This is a genomic window from Nocardioides sp. YR527 (genome assembly GCF_900101045.1).
Lineage (GTDB): Bacteria > Actinomycetota > Actinomycetes > Propionibacteriales > Nocardioidaceae > Nocardioides.
This window is the reverse complement of sequence record NZ_FNFN01000004.1, coordinates 55,102-69,533: the sequence shown is the minus strand read 5'-3', so window position 1 is coordinate 69,533 and position 14,432 is coordinate 55,102. Positions and strand designations below refer to the sequence as shown.

At 69.4% G+C, this 14,432-nt stretch carries 15 protein-coding genes; 2 read left to right on the top strand and 13 right to left on the bottom strand.

What is annotated here, in order from left to right:
• Window positions 1–32 precede the first annotated feature (32 nt).
• From BLT25_RS13020 to hisD, 10 genes are read right to left on the bottom strand one after another with little or no spacing between them, the layout of a single operon-like run.
• Window positions 33–752, bottom strand: a complete 720-nt coding sequence (locus BLT25_RS13020) for a VOC family protein (RefSeq protein WP_091046474.1) — start codon at window positions 750–752, stop codon at window positions 33–35.
• 29 nt (window positions 753–781) lie between these two features.
• Window positions 782–1,252 (bottom strand): SRPBCC family protein, encoded by a 471-nt coding sequence (locus tag BLT25_RS13015; protein ID WP_091046472.1) that lies wholly within the window; start codon window positions 1,250–1,252, stop codon window positions 782–784.
• A gap of 1 nt (window position 1,253) precedes the next feature.
• Window positions 1,254–2,360 (bottom strand): isochorismatase family protein, encoded by a 1,107-nt coding sequence (locus BLT25_RS13010; RefSeq protein ID WP_176883846.1) that lies wholly within the window; start codon window positions 2,358–2,360, stop codon window positions 1,254–1,256.
• Window positions 2,361–2,392: 32 nt separating this feature from the next.
• Window positions 2,393–2,896, bottom strand: a complete 504-nt coding sequence (locus BLT25_RS13005) for a DinB family protein (RefSeq protein WP_091046468.1) — start codon at window positions 2,894–2,896, stop codon at window positions 2,393–2,395.
• Between the two features lie 5 nt (window positions 2,897–2,901).
• Window positions 2,902–3,336, bottom strand: coding sequence for a DUF1801 domain-containing protein (locus tag BLT25_RS13000; RefSeq protein ID WP_091046466.1), 435 nt, complete (start codon window positions 3,334–3,336; stop codon window positions 2,902–2,904).
• Window positions 3,337–3,345: 9 nt separating this feature from the next.
• On the bottom strand, window positions 3,346–3,678 hold the full coding sequence (locus BLT25_RS12995) for a hypothetical protein (RefSeq protein WP_091046464.1): 333 nt from the start codon (window positions 3,676–3,678) through the stop codon (window positions 3,346–3,348).
• A complete protein-coding gene (hisH, locus tag BLT25_RS12990) occupies window positions 3,679–4,323 on the bottom strand; it encodes an imidazole glycerol phosphate synthase subunit HisH (RefSeq protein WP_091046462.1) in 645 nt (214 codons plus the stop codon). It lies immediately after the preceding gene.
• Window positions 4,320–4,931, bottom strand: a complete 612-nt coding sequence (gene hisB, locus BLT25_RS12985) for an imidazoleglycerol-phosphate dehydratase HisB (protein WP_091046460.1) — start codon at window positions 4,929–4,931, stop codon at window positions 4,320–4,322. Before hisB ends, hisH begins: the two co-directional genes overlap by 4 nt.
• Window positions 4,928–6,022 (bottom strand): histidinol-phosphate transaminase, encoded by a 1,095-nt coding sequence (locus BLT25_RS12980; RefSeq protein WP_091046458.1) that lies wholly within the window; start codon window positions 6,020–6,022, stop codon window positions 4,928–4,930. Before BLT25_RS12980 ends, hisB begins: the two co-directional genes overlap by 4 nt.
• Window positions 6,019–7,314: a histidinol dehydrogenase gene (gene hisD / locus BLT25_RS12975; RefSeq protein ID WP_091046455.1), complete on the bottom strand. Its 1,296-nt coding sequence runs from the start codon at window positions 7,312–7,314 to the stop codon at window positions 6,019–6,021. The genes BLT25_RS12980 and hisD overlap by 4 nt, the downstream gene beginning before the upstream one ends.
• 73 nt (window positions 7,315–7,387) lie before the next feature.
• Here hisD and BLT25_RS12970 point away from each other — a divergent pair, with 73 nt between their 5' ends.
• A complete protein-coding gene (locus BLT25_RS12970; RefSeq protein ID WP_091046453.1) occupies window positions 7,388–8,050 on the top strand; it encodes an LON peptidase substrate-binding domain-containing protein in 663 nt (220 codons plus the stop codon).
• On the top strand, window positions 8,050–8,574 hold the full coding sequence (gene ybaK, locus BLT25_RS12965) for a Cys-tRNA(Pro) deacylase (RefSeq protein ID WP_091046451.1): 525 nt from the start codon (window positions 8,050–8,052) through the stop codon (window positions 8,572–8,574). The genes BLT25_RS12970 and ybaK overlap by 1 nt, the downstream gene beginning before the upstream one ends.
• Window positions 8,575–8,620: 46 nt before the next feature.
• Here ybaK and BLT25_RS12960 read toward each other — a convergent pair whose 3' ends face one another.
• From BLT25_RS12960 to dnaE, 3 genes are all read right to left on the bottom strand, one after another.
• Window positions 8,621–10,141 (bottom strand): hypothetical protein, encoded by a 1,521-nt coding sequence (locus BLT25_RS12960; protein ID WP_143033736.1) that lies wholly within the window; start codon window positions 10,139–10,141, stop codon window positions 8,621–8,623.
• Window positions 10,142–10,229: 88 nt separating this feature from the next.
• Window positions 10,230–10,859: a hypothetical protein gene (locus BLT25_RS12955; RefSeq protein ID WP_143033735.1), complete on the bottom strand. Its 630-nt coding sequence runs from the start codon at window positions 10,857–10,859 to the stop codon at window positions 10,230–10,232.
• Window positions 10,844–14,428: a DNA polymerase III subunit alpha gene (dnaE, locus tag BLT25_RS12950; protein WP_091046445.1), complete on the bottom strand. Its 3,585-nt coding sequence runs from the start codon at window positions 14,426–14,428 to the stop codon at window positions 10,844–10,846. Before dnaE ends, BLT25_RS12955 begins: the two co-directional genes overlap by 16 nt.
• Between the last annotated feature and the right edge of the window lie 4 nt (window positions 14,429–14,432).

Genomic DNA, 14,432 nt, shown 5'->3' with positions numbered 1-14,432 from the left:
GGCTGCGAGACGGTTCCTCCGTCAAGACACGCTCAGCGAGGCGCCAGCAACGTGAACTCGTACGCGTCCGGGTCGGTCATCCTCGCCCACCGCCCGTCCCCGTACGTCTCCTCGACAACGGTCGCACCGAGACCGACGAGGCGGCTGATCTCGGCGGCGGGACCGGTGTCCTCGGGCGCGATCAGGTCGAAGCGGAACCGGTCCCGCGGCCCGCGCGGCACCGGCGGCGGCCCGCCCCAGGCGATCTTGGCGCTGCCCGACGGCGTCGCGACCGCGGTCTCGCCGTCCTGGTCCCAGACCAGCGGCCAGCCGAGCGCCGCGCTCCAGAACACGCCGGTCTCGCGCGACCCGTCCGCGGCGACCTCACCCAGCAAGCCGGTCCCGGCGAGCCAGCTGTTGCCGGCCGGGATCACGCACAGCTCGTTGCCCTCCGGGTCACCGAGCACGATGTGGTCCTCCTCGGGCAGCTGGCCCACATCGAGGTGGGTGGCGCCGAGGCCGAGCAACCGGTCGACGGTCCGCTGCTGGTCGTCCGGAAGCGTGCTGGTCAGGTGGAGGTGGTGCGGGTTCTCCAGCGACTTCGGCGCGTCCGTGGCCAGGAACCGCATCCGGATGTCGTTATCCGTCCGTGGCAGCAGCCGCACCTCCTCGCCGACGGCCTCGATCTCCCGGCCGAGCACCGCCGCCCAGAATCTCGCGACCCGCTCCGGGTCGTTGGCGTCGATGCAGATCCCGAACCGCCGAGGTGTCATGCCCGGCAACCTAGGTCGCGCCGGGCTTCCTACGCAATCGGATTCGGGCCCGCTGTCGCGGTCGCCAGGTTGGCGAGCCCCTTCTCCATGTCGGGCGCGATCGCCTTCTCCATCGAGTAGAACCTGGCCATTACGCCCATCACGCCGCTCACGGACCCGGCATGGGTCCAGGTCAGCCGGGTGCCGTCGACGACGGTGGCCAGGTCGAAGCTCACCGTGCTGCGGCTCTTGAACGGCTTGAGGAACTCCAGCGCGACCTCGATGTGCTCGGGCGTCGACTCGGTGATCTCCATCGCACCGGCCCCCGCGCGCTTGTTGCCGGACCAGGCATAGCGCGCGCCGACACCGGAATCGGCACCCGAGTAGGTGCGCGACATGTCCGGGTCGAGCCCCTCCCAGGGTGACCAGGAGGGCCACTCGCGGAAGTCGTCGATCAACGCGTGGACGCGCCCGATGTCACCCGGCAGGACTGCGGACCTGGAGACCTCGTAGTCGGTCATGTCACGACAGTACGCCTGCGGCGAGGAGTTCGAGGACGTCTTCGGTGCTGCGTACGTCCCCGAAGGTGCGATAGATCGTCGTCAGCGTCGCATTGTGGGACTCGTCGTCGCGGCCCGCGGTCGCGTCAGCGACCAGGAGCGTGCGATATCCCAGCGTGGCCGCGTCGCGCGCCGTGCCGGCGACGCAGACCTCGGTGAGCGTGCCGGTGACGACGACGGTCTCGATGCCTCGGTCCTGGAGCTGTTCGTGCAGCGTCGAGCTGCCCGGGAAGAGCGCACTGGTCGCGGTCTTCTCGACGAGGAGGTCACCATCGCGCGCCTCGAGACCAGGCCCGAGCCGACCCGCGACCGGCCCGGTCCCACCGCTACCCCGGAACATCTCCGCCACCTCCTCCCCGCGGAACTCCCGCGCCCACTTCATCGGCCCGGGGTCGCCCGGAACGACCCACGCGACCACGCCGCCCGCCTCACGAAGCGCAGCCGCCAGCAGGCCTACGTTCGGGGTGATCGCGAAGCAGGTCGCATTCGCCTCATAGAAGAACGGGACCAGGTCGACGACCAGCAGCGCCGTCCTGGCCGGGTCGAGGGACTCGTACGCATGGCGCCTACCGCGCCGAGCCTCCTGCCGCGCGTACTCCCGCTCGGGGATCGCCCACCTGTGCACCGCAGGTGCCGACAGTCGCATCTGGGTGGATCTGCTGCGTTCCTCGTCGACCTCGAAACCGAGCCGTTCATAGAGGCTCCGTGCGCGGGGATTGATGTGGAGGACCCGGAGCACAACGTCCTGGCCGGCCAACGCAGCACGCGCGGCGACCAATGCGACGGCCGCGCTGCCGAGACCACGACCCTGCTGGTCCGGTTCGATGGCGAGGTCTCGGAGGGTCAATGCCGTGCCGTCGTCGGTGACGCGGATGAAGCCGACCCGTTGGCCGTCATCGTCGACCAGGGCGGAGAACGATCCGGACTCAAGCCCGGCGACCTGTGCCGCGTACAGCTCGCTCTCGGGACGCCCGGTGACCTCGACCTGATCGGGCAGGAGAGTCGTCCGATAGAGGTCCCAGACCCAGTCGATGTCGTCCGTCGTCAGCGAAGAAGCGCGGAGGGCCACCGTCGCGACGCTACACGTGAGACGCGACTCGGCTAAGTGGCGCTCCCGGGATTGACGCCCACGGAGCCGTCGATGCTCTCGCGGAGGATGTCGGCGTGGCCGGCGTGACGGGTGGCGTCGCAGAGGCGGGCGGCCATGACGTTGAAGAGCATGACCTCCTCGTCCCACCACGGTACGTAGCCGGGGGCGTCGATCGGGAGCGCCTCGATGGTGGCGTCGACGTGGGACCAGACGCGGTCGGCGAGGTCGAGAACGTCGCTGCGGCTCTCGTGCTCGCCGGCCCGGTGGGTGGCGTCCCACCAGCCGGCGGTGTCCCACGGCGGTAGGTCGAGCGGCGGCGTACGACCGAAGACCTCGCCGAAGTAGCGGGCGTCGGAGAGGGCGTTGTGCTTGACCAGCCCGAGCAGGTTGGTGCCGGTCGGGGTCATCGGACGACGGACGTCATCGTCCGAGAGCCCCTCGAGCTTCCACACCAGCGCGTCGCGGACCCCGCGGAGCTTGTCGTGCAGGTGGGCCTTGGCGAAGTCGTCGATCACGACGCTCATCCCTCTGCGGCGCGGTTGCCGTAGGTGCCGCTGGTCAGGGTGGCGTACGAGCGTCGGACGATCTCTTCGAGGATCTCCAGGTCGACCGCGTCCAGATCCTTGAGATAGAGGCAGCCGACGCCGTTGGTGTGTGGGCCGAGGCGGGCGAGGAGGTTCTCGTGGGCCGAGATGCCGTCGTTGAGGTAGACGACCGAGGCGGCCTTGCGCGGCGAGAAGCCGGCCGCCGGGGCATCGCCCTCGGTGCCACTGGCGTACTTGTAGTGGTACTCGCCGAAGCCCACGATCGCGGTGCCGAACATCCGCGGCTCCGCACCGGTGACGCGTCGCATCAGCTCCAGCAGCACAACCGCGTCCAGGCGACGCTTCTGTGGCGAGACAGCCTCGATGAAACCCACCGGATCGGCGTCGGTCCAGGTCGTCTTGGCTGCCATCGGGCCACTCTAGCGGCGGAACAGCAGCGTGTAGACCACAGGCGCGACCAGCACCGACGCGATGGCCGCGAAGACGACCGTGCCGACGTCCTCGGTGACCAGGTAGACGAGCGCGTTGAGGAGGAGAAGGACGACGATCAAGATCCGTACGTTGCGCCGCCGGCGCTCCGCGAGCGCACTGACCGGCCGGGACCGGCGAGCCGGAACCCACCTGGCCAACCGCTCACGGCGCGCTCGGCGCTCGGCGGACCTGGCCGCCCGGGCGGCCCGCTGCTCGGCGGCCTCAGCCGCCAGCCGCTCGCGCTCGGCACGGGCCTTCGCCCGGGCTCCGGTCTGGGCCACCTACGCCGCCTTCAAGGAGAGCACCCAGTTGCGCAGGACCGCGGCGCCGGCGTCGCCGGACTTCTCCGGGTGGAACTGGGTGGCGCTCAGCGGGCCGTTCTCCACGGCGGCCACGAAGCGGTCGCCACCGTGCTCGGCCCAGGTGACCAGCGGCGCGACGGTGCGGTCGTTGGTGACCAGGGTCCAGTCACGCACGCCGTAGGAGTGCACGAAGTAGAACCGCTCCTTCTCGACACCCGCGAACAGGGACGTCCCGGACGGTACGTCGAGAGTGTTCCAGCCCATGTGCGGCACGATCGGCGCCTGCAGACGCTCGACGACACCGGGCCACTCACCGCAGCCCTCGGTCTCGACACCGTGCTCGATGCCGGTCTCGAAGAGGATCTGCATGCCGACGCAGATCCCCATGACCGGACGGCCGCCGGCGAGCCTGCGGGCGATGATCCGCTCGCCGCGGATCGCCCGAAGCCCCTTCATGCAGGCCTCGAACGCGCCCACGCCCGGCACCAGCAGCCCGTCGGCCGCCATCGCGGCGTCGAGGTCACCGGTCAGCTCGACCGAGGCACCGGCACGCTCGACGGCGCGGACGGCGGAGCGTACGTTCCCGGATCCGTAGTCGAGCACCACCACCGACGGCCCAGTCACAGGGCACCCTTCGTCGACGGGATCCCGGTCTCGCGCGGGTCGTAGGCGATCGCGTCGCGGAAGGCCCGCGCGAACGCCTTGAACTGGGTCTCCACGATGTGGTGCGGCTCGCGCCCGGCGAGCACGTTGACGTGCATCGTCAGGTGGGCGTGGTGGGCGATCGAGTCGAAGACGTGCTGGGTCAGGGAGCCGAGGTAGGGCACCCCGGAGCCGCCGAGCAGCACGTACTGCTGGCCCTCGGGCTCGCCGGTGTGAACCGAGTAGGGGCGCCCGGAGACGTCCACGACGCATCGCACCAGGGCCTCGTCGAGCGGGACGGTGGCATCGCCGTAGCGGCGGATGCCCTTCTTGTCCCCCAGCGCCTCGCGCAGCGCCTGGCCGAGCACGATCGCGGTGTCCTCGACGGTGTGGTGGGCGTCGATGTGCACGTCGCCCTCGGAGTGCACGGTCAGGTCGACCAGCGAGTGCCGGCCGAAGGCGGTCAGCATGTGGTCGTAGAACCCGACGCCGGTCGCGACGTCCACCCGTCCGGTGCCGTCGAGGTTCACCTCGACGACGACCTTCGACTCCGAGGTCTCCCGCTCGATCCGCGCGGTGCGTGCGGTCATGCTCGTTCTCCATTCACATCGGTCAACGCTTGCTTGAAGGCGGCCATCTCCTCGGGGGTCCCGACCGAGACCCGAAGCCAGCCGTCGGGGCCGGTCTCGCGGATGAGCACGCCGTGGTCGAGCAGCCCCTGCCACACGGCGTGCCGGTCGGCGTAGCGGCCGAAGAGCACGAAGTTGGCGTCCGAGTCGGCCACCTCGAGACCTTCTCCGCGCAGCCAGGTGACGAGGGAGTCCCGCTCCCGGCGAAGCGAGGCCACGTAGCCGAGCAGCTCCGGCGCGTGCCGCAGGGCCACGCTCGCCGCCGCCTGGGTCACCGCGGAGAGGTGGTAGGGCAGGCGTACGACGCGGATCGCGTCACAGATCGCCGGGTCGGCAGCCAGGTAGCCGAGCCGCAGCCCGGCCCCGGCGAACGCCTTCGACATCGTGCGGGTGACCACCAGGTTGCGGTGCTCGGAGAGCAGCTCCAGCGCCGAGGGCACCCCGGTCCGCCGGAACTCGCCGTAGGCCTCGTCGACCACGACGATCCCGCCGTCACCGACCGCCTCGCACAGCACCGTGACCGCCTCCAGCGGCAGCGCGGTGCCGGTCGGGTTGTTGGGGCTCGGCAGGAGCACGACGTGCGGCCGGGTCTCCTCGACCAGCGCCCGCGCCTTGTCGAGGTCGATCGCGAAGTCCTGCTCGCGGTGGCCCACCAGCCACTCGGTGTTGGTGTCGCGGGCGTACTCCGGATACATCGAGTACGTCGGCGCGAAGCTGATCGCGGTGCGCCCCGGGCCACCGAAGGCCTGCAGCAGCTGCAGCATCACCTCGTTGGACCCGTTGGCCGCCCACACCTGCTCCGGCGTGATCTGCGCCTCCACATCCGAGGAGAGGTACGCAGCCAGCCCCTCCCGCAGCGCGACGAACTCGCGGTCGGGATAGCGGTTGAGCGTTCGTGCCGCCTGGCCGACGCTGGCCGCGATGTCGGCGATCGTCTCGGCGGAGGGCTGGTAGGGGTTCTCGTTGACGTTGAGCTGGACCGGGACGTCCAGCTGCGGAGCGCCGTAGGGCTCGATCCCGGCGAGCTCGGCACGGATCGGCGGCCAGCTCACGGGAACCTCACCGACACGGCCGCGCCGTGGCCCGGCAGGTCCTCGGCCTCAGCGAGGGTGACCACGTGGTCCTTGACCGCGGCCAGCCCCTCACGGGAGTAGTCGACGACGTGGATCGACTTGGTGAAGGCCCGCACCGAGAGACCCGAGGAGTGGCAGGCACAGCCGCCGGTGGGCAGCACGTGGTTGGAGCCGGCGCAGTAGTCACCCAGCGACACCGGAGCGTAGGAGCCCACGAAGATCGCGCCGGCGTTGCGGATCCGGCCGGCCACCCGTGCGGCATCGGCGGTGTGGATCTCGAGGTGCTCGGCCGCGTACGCGTTCACGACCTCGACGCCCTGGTCGACGTCGTCGACGAGCACGATGCCCGACTGCGCACCGGTCAGTGAGGTACGGATCCGCTCGACGTGCTTGGTCACGGCGACCTGCTTGTCGAGCTCGGCCTCCACGTCGGCGGCGAGGGTCTCGGAGTCGGTGACCAGCACCGAGGCCGCGAGGGGGTCGTGCTCGGCCTGGGAGATCAGGTCGGCGGCGACGTAGGCGGCCTCGGCCGTCTCGTCGGCGAGGATCGCGATCTCCGTCGGGCCGGCCTCCGAGTCGATCCCGACCTGGCCCTTGAGCAGGCGCTTGGCGGTGACGACGTAGATGTTGCCGGGTCCGGTGACCATGTCGACGCGCTCGCACGGCTCGACGCCGTAGGCGAACATCGCGATCGCCTGGGCACCACCGACGGCATAGACCTCCTCCACGCCCAGCAGCGCGCACGCGGCCAGGATGGTCGGCTGCGGGAGCCCACCGAACTCCTTCTGCGGCGGCGAGGCCAGCGCGATCGAGGGCACCCCGGCGACCTGGGCGGGGACGACGTTCATCAGGACCGAGGAGACCAGCGGAGCCAGACCACCGGGCACATAGAGCCCCACACGCCCCACCGGCACCTTGCGGTGCGTCACCCGGGCGCCGGGCGCCAGGTCGGTGACCGCGTCCTGCTCGAGCTCGGCGGCACAGGTCGTACGCAGCCGCGCGATCGACTCCTCGAGCCCGGCCCGGATCGCCGGGTCCAGCTCGTCGAGCGCCTTGGTCAGCGCCGCGGCCGGAACCCGGATGTCGTCGACACGCACGCCGTCGAACTTCTCGGAGAACTCCGCGATCGCCTCCTGGCCGCGCTCACGCACGGCCTCGATGATCGGCTGCACCGCATGCGTGGCCGCCTCGATGTCGAACTCGGCGCGCGGCACGGCGGCGCGGTAGTCAACGGTGGGGTCGGCACCCCTGAGGTCGATGCGGCGAATCATGATCGCAATTCTAGGCGCGTCGATGACCAGACCCCGACTCGCGACGAGTGCCGGACCGGTATGGTCTGGCCTGATGACAGACCGGCTGCCGATGTTCCCGCTCAACGCGGTCCTGTTTCCCGGCGTGACGCTTCCGCTGCGCGTCTTCGAGGACCGCTACCGGGCGATGGTGCACCACCTGCTCCGCCAGGAAGAGGAGGACCGCCACTTCGGCTCCGTCGCGATCCGCGAGGGCTACGAGGTCGGTGAGACCGGCGCCCAGTCGCTCTACCGCGTCGGGGTCAAGCTGCTGATCACCGAGGTGGAGCGGCACGACGACGACTCCTTCGACCTCGAGGTGCTCGCGGTCGACCGGATCCGGATGGACAGCCTGGTCAGCTCGGGCGACTTCCCCGTCGCCGATGTCGAGGACCTTCCCGAGGACCACGTCTCGGTCCCGAACGCCATCGTCGACACCGCACGCGCGACCTTCACCGCCTACCGGGCCGCGCTGCTGGAGTTCCGCGACGACCCGTTCACCGGCGCGCTCCCCAAGGACCCGGAGTTCCTCTCCTGGACCATCTCGGCCACCACTCCCCTGCCCATGCCCGACCGGCAGGCGCTCCTGGAGGCACCCGACGCCGGCGTGCGCCTCGGCATGGTCACCGACCTGCTCCGCTCCGAGCTCAAGGCGATGAACGTCATCCCCTCGCTGCCCGCGACCGAGGTCGCCCGCACCAAGTGGTCCCCCAACTGATGGCGAAGAGACAGCCCGGAAAGCAGCCCGGAAAGCAGGCCGGGAAGCGGGCCGGCGGCGGCACGCCGGCGACCGTCGCGCTGACCCAGGCCGGCATCGACTTCACCCTGCACCCCTACGAGCACGACCCGCGTGCGGAGTCCTACGGCCTCGAGGCCGCCGAGGCCCTCGGCGTCGAGCCGGAACGGGTCTTCAAGACGCTGATGGCCTCCCTCGACGGCAAGCTCGTCGTCGGCATCGTCCCGGTCACCGGCCAGCTCGACCTCAAGGCACTCGCCCGTGCGCTGGGGGGCTCGAAGGCGCAGATGGCCGAGGTGACCGCGGCCGAGCGTGCGACCGGCTACGTCGCCGGCGGGATCTCACCCGTCGGCCAGAAGCGTCCCCACCCGACCGTGGTCGACGAGTCCGCGACGGCGTACGACTCCGTCTACGTCTCCGGCGGGCGACGCGGTCTGGACATCGAGCTCTCCCCCGCCGACCTGATCGAGATCACCTACGCCACCGCGGCCCCGATCGCCCGCTGACCCCGCCGAGTCGGCGCGTCATGACGCGCCGACTCGGCTCGGCAGGTCAGTCGACGGTGATACGAGCCAGGGCTCGCGAGGTGTCGCCGTCCTGGTAGGCGCTGAAGCCGAGCTGACCGAGCGCCTCGATGTCGTCGGCGACCTCGGGAGCCTCGGCCGTCACCAGCTCGTCGAGACCGTCGAAGTCGACGTAGACCACCCCGGAGGCATCCTCCGCGTTGGGGACCGCGTTCTTGAACTTGTCGGTCTCCGCCAGGCCACCGTCGGCGAGCAGCTCCTTGCCGTAGTCGCCGATCCCGACGGAGGTCACCTCGCCCTCGCTGTCGACGCTGACGATGCCCTCGGCACCGAAGCCCGCAGTGAGGCCCTCGACGAACTTCTCGACGTCGGCCGAGTCGGCACCATCGAGCTTGATGCCGATGTCCAGGGAGTCCGGAGCGCTCAGGTCGATCTCGCCGGCCGCGATCGCGAAGCTGTCACCGAGGAGCTTCTCGAGGTCACCGGGAGCCATTCCGAGCATCTGGTCGAGCTGGTCGCCCGCACCACTTCCGGCCAAGCCGGTCGTGAGCCAGCCCTCGGCCGGGTTGGCCGCGATCACCGCGGTGGTGTCCTTCGGCAGCGTGCCGGCGAGGGTGCCGGCCTCCATGGACTCGGCCTGCTCGCCCATCGAGGAGGCGGCCTCGAGCTCGAAGGCGTTCTCCTCGGCGCGCACGGTGAAGGCGGCGCCACCGAAGTCCTTCGTCGCCGACCGGATCGTCTCGGCCAGCGCGGCCGGGTCGGGCAGCGGCGCGATCCCACCCATCGGGTTCTCGGCAAAGTCACCCTCGGCCTTGTCGAACGCGCCGTTCTCAGCGGCCTCGGCGATGGCGTCCGGCAGCTCCTTGGCGGCGTACGCCGTGATGAACCCGGTCCCGCCGACGTCACCGGTCCACTTCTCGAAGCCGGCGTCTTCGGCCAGGGTGCCGGCGGCCACCGCCTTCTCGATCACGGCGAGGTCGTCCTCGGTCTCCGCGATGAGCGCCCACCCGTCGCCGACCGACCAGGCGGACTCCGACCCGCCACACTCGGCGAGCTTGGGAAGGCCGGCCTCGGCGTCGGACTCGTCGGTGACCTGCAGGGCGAACGCGAGCACCGGCTCCGCGTCCGCGGGGACTGCGCCGACGGCGGCCTTGTAGCCGATCCAGGGCTCGATGTCCTTGGCGAAGTCGAGGTCGTCACAGGCGTCGGCGAACAGCGCCTCGCGCGGGTCCTCGCCCTCCTCGAGGCCGAGTTCCTTCTCGATCGAAGGCAGCTTGCGCAGCGTCGGCAGGGCGTCCTTGGCCTCGGTCAGGTCGATCTCGGCGTACGCGAGGGTCGAGGCGGGGAATGCCTCTGCCGGGGACCCGCCGGCGTTGCTCAGCGCGACTGCGGTGAGGGTGCCTGCGGTCGCCAGCGCAGCGACGCCCACGACGGCTGCCGCCCCGATGATCAGCGGCTTCCTGCTCTTTGTGGCAGAGTCCCCGCCGAGTTCGAGGATCTCTGTCGCCTCCGGTCCGGACGGGTTCTGACCGGGAGTGATTTCTGACATCAGTGACTTTCAGGTTCTGTCGGTCAGCACCGCGCCGACCGTCCAACCTGTTGAATCTACGCCGACCAGGGACGACTGTCCGCCGAATTTACCTTTCGGTCGCGACCTGCTGACCGTCGAGCTCGTGCTCCTCGCGAGGGTGCGGGGCCCACATCAAGAAGATCACCATCAGCGCCAGCATCGCCGAGCCCGGGACGAGCAGGACCAGCCATGGCGACGCCAGCTGGAAGCTGTCTTGCAGGACGGTGCCGTCGGCGGCGCCCTTGGCGAGCGGGTTGGGGTCCTCGGGTGAGAGCAGCGAGGTGACCAGCAGCATCAGACCGCCACCGATCGCACCACCGATGATCACCGCGCCGAGGGTGACCAGCTCGGAGCGGTTGAGCCAGACCGCGGCGGCGATGCCGACCAGCAGGCCGAGCACGATCGCGCAGACCGAGAACCAGGCGGTCGCGGCGAAGACGCCCTGGTCGATGTTCTGCCCGATGGCGGGCGGGTCGATCGAGATGAGCCCCCGGTACCACTTGTCCTCGAGGACCATCCCGGTCGGCGGGGTCCACAGCGTCGCCGCGGCGAGACCCGCCGCGAGGCCGCCGACGATGAAGGCGGCCACGATGATGGCCACCTGGACCAGCACCGGTCGGGACAGGTCGGGGCGGGCGGAGCGGTGGCCGGTCGCGTAGAGGCTGGGCGGCGGCGGCACGATCAGATTGTCAGGCATCCTGGTCCGAGGAGTTGTTTGAGGTCGGCGAACAGCTCGGGAGTCGGTGCCACCCGCAGCCGGTCATCGAGCTTCATGACCCGGGTCGCGTCCCGTGTCATCAACCGTAGCCTGACCTCGGCTACTCCGGGATAGGTGGTCAGTACGTCACGCAGCGATGCGATCACCTGCGGCGTGCACCGCGTCGACGGCAGCGAGATCACCACCGGCCCCCCGGCGGCACCCGGACCACCGGTCAGGTCGGGGACGGTGACCTCCTGGCCGCGCAGCTCGGGCTGGTCCTTGTCGCGGGAGAGCTGGCCCTTGACCCGGATGATCGAGTCCTCGACCAGATGCGGCGCGGCCAGCTGGTAGGACGACGGGAAGAGCAGCACCTCGACCGAGCCCTCGAGGTCCTCCAGGGTCACCGTCGCCCAGGCGTCGCCCTTCTTGGTGATGCGCCGGTTGACGTTGGTGACCAGCCCGGAGACCGTGACGGTGGTGTTGTGGGGCCGCGTCTCATCGGTCATCAGCTGTCCGATGGTGCAGTCGGTGCCGTTGGCCAAGACGTGCTCCAGGCCCATGAGCGGGTGGTCGGAGACGTAGAGGCCGAGCATCTCCCGCTCGTGGCCGAGCAGGGTCATCTTGTCCCACTCGTCCATGTCGGGGATGGCCACCGAGACGCCGAAGCCGTCTCCGCCGTCCTCGTCGAGGCCGCCGAAGAGCGAGTCCTGGCCGATCGCCTCGTTGCGCTTGATGTCGATGTACTGGTCCACCGCGGTCTCGTGGATCGCCACCAGCGCGCGGCGGCGGTGCTTCATGTCATCGAAGGCACCGGCCTTGATCAGCGACTCGATCACGCGCTTGTTGCAGGCCCGCTCGGGCACCTTGGAGAGATAGTCGTTGAAGTCCTCGAACCGGCTCTTGGCCGTGCGGGCCTCGACGATGCCGTCGACCACCTGGGCGCCGACGTTGCGCACGGCGGTCAGACCGAAGCGGATGTCGCTGCCGACGGCGGTGAAGTCGTGGGCGGACTCGTTGACGTCGGGGGGCAGCACCGCGATCTTCATCCGGCGACACTCGTTGAGGTAGATCGCCATCTTGTCCTTGTCGTTCTTGACCGAGGTCAAGAGCGCGGCCATGTACTCCGTCGGGTAGTTGGCCTTGAGGTAGGCGGTCCAGTAGGTGACCACGCCGTAGGCCGCCGAGTGCGACTTGTTGAAGGCGTAGTCGGAGAACGGCAGCAGGATCTCCCAGATCGTGTCGATCGCCTTCTGGGAGTAGCCGCGCTCGAGCATGCCGGCCTGGAACCCGGCGTACTGCTTGTCGAGCTCGGCCTTCTTCTTCTTGCCCATCGCGCGCCGCAGGTTGTCGGCCTGTCCGAGCGAGAACCCCGCCAGGACCTGGGCGATCGACATCACCTGCTCCTGGTAGACGATCAGGCCGTAGGTCTCCCCCAGCACATCCTCGAGCGGCTTCTCGAGCTCGGGGTGGATCGGCACGATCGGCTCGCGGCCGTTCTTGCGGTGGGCGTACTTGTTGTGGGAGTCGGCACCCATCGGGCCCGGCCGGTAGAGCGCGGAGACCGCGGTGATGTCGGCGAACCGGTCGGGCAGCATCGAGCGCAGCAGCGCCCGCATGCCACCACCATCGAGCTGGAAGACGCCGAGCGTGTCGCCGCGCTGCATCAGCTCGTAGGTCGGCTTGTCGTCGAAGGGGACGTCCTCGAGCACCAGGTCGATGTCTCGGTTGGCGCGGATGTTGCCCAGCGCGTCCTCGAGGGTGTGCAGGTTGGAGAGGCCCAGGAAGTCCATCTTGACCAGGCCGAGCGACTCACAGGTCGGGTACTCGAACTGGGTGACGACCTGACCGTCCTGCTTGGGCTCCATCAGCGGGACGACGTCGATGATCGGCTCGGAGGCCATGATCACACCCGCGGCGTGGATGCCGGTCTGCCGGATCTGGCCCTCGAGACCGAGCGCGGTCTCATAGATCTTGCGGACGTCGGGGTCGGTGTCGTGCAGGGCGCGGAAGTCGCCGCCCTCGCCGTAGCGCTTGTGGTCGGGGTTGAACAGCTCCTTGAGCGGAACCCCCTTGCCCATCACGTCGGGCGGCAGCGCCTTGGTGATCCGGTCGCCGATCGCGAAGCCGTGGTCGAGGATGCGGGCGGCGTCCTTGATCGCCTGCTTGGCCTTGATCCGCCCGAAGGTGGCGATCTGGGCGACCTTCTCCGCGCCGTACTTCTCCGTGACGTACTTGATCGTCTCGCCGCGGCGGTGGTCGTCGAAGTCGATGTCGAAGTCGGGCATCGAGGGACGCTCGGGGTTGAGGAACCGCTCGAAGAAGAGTCCGTGCTCGAGCGGGTCGAGGTCGGTGATCTTCAACGCGTACGCCACGATCGACCCGGCACCCGAACCACGACCCGGGCCGATCCGGATGCCGTTGTTCTTCGACCACTGGATGAAGTCGGCGACCACGAGGAAGTAGCCCGGGTAGCCCTTCTGCAAGATGACGTCGATCTCGAACTCGACGCGGTCGCGGACCTCCTGGGTCGTCTTCTCCCCGGGGTAGCGGATCTCGATGCCGCGCCAGGTCTCCTTGCGCAGCCAGGACTCCTCGGTCTCCCCCTCGGGGATGTCGGCGAGCGCCATGTAGCCACCGGTCGACTCGGTGAACTGCACGTCGCAGCGCTCGGCGATCAGGAGGGTGTTGTCGCAGGCCTCGATCAGGTCTTGTCGACCCCACAGCTCGCGCATCTCGGCAGCGGTCTTGATGTAGTAGCCGCTGCCCTCGAACGCGAACCGCTTGCCGCCCTTGGAGTAGGGCGGCTCGTTCATCCGGCTGCCCGACTGCACACACAGCAGCGCCTCGTGGGCGCTGGCGTCCTCGGGGTTGTTGTAGTGGGAGTCGTTGGTCGCCACCGGCGGGATGTTCATCGCCTTGCCGAGCTTGAGCAGGTCGTCGCGGACCCGCTTCTCGATCGAGATGCCGTGGTCCATCAGCTCCAGGAAGACGTTCTCCTTGCCGAAGATGTCCTGCAGCTCGCCAGCCTCCTTGAGCGCCTCGTCCCACTGGCCCAGCCGCAGCCGCGTCTGGATCGCGCCACTGGGGCAGCCGGTGGAGACGATGATCCCCTTGGAGTGCTCGGCGAGGATCTCCTTGTCCATCCGCGGCTTGAAGTAGTAGCCCTCGAGGCTGGAGCGGCTGGAGAGCCGGAAGAGGTTGTGCATCCCCTCGGTGCTCTGGGCCCACATCGTCATGTGGGTGTAGGCGCCACCACCAGAGACGTCGTCGCCGCCCTCCTGCGCCGCGTCGCCCTTGCCCCACCGCACCCGTTTGCGCTCGCCGCGTGGGGTGTTCGGCGTGATGTAGGCCTCGATGCCGATGATCGGCTTCACGTCGTGGGCCCGCGCCTTCTTCCAGAAGTCGTAGGCCCCGTGCATGTTGCCGTGGTCGGTCATCGCGATCGCCGGCATCTCGAGCTCGCTGGTCCGTTTGAACAGACCGTCGAGGAGCGAGGCACCGTCCAGCATCGAGTATTCGGTGTGGACGTGCAGGTGGACGAAAGAGTCCTTGGAGCCGGCCGCCATTGGC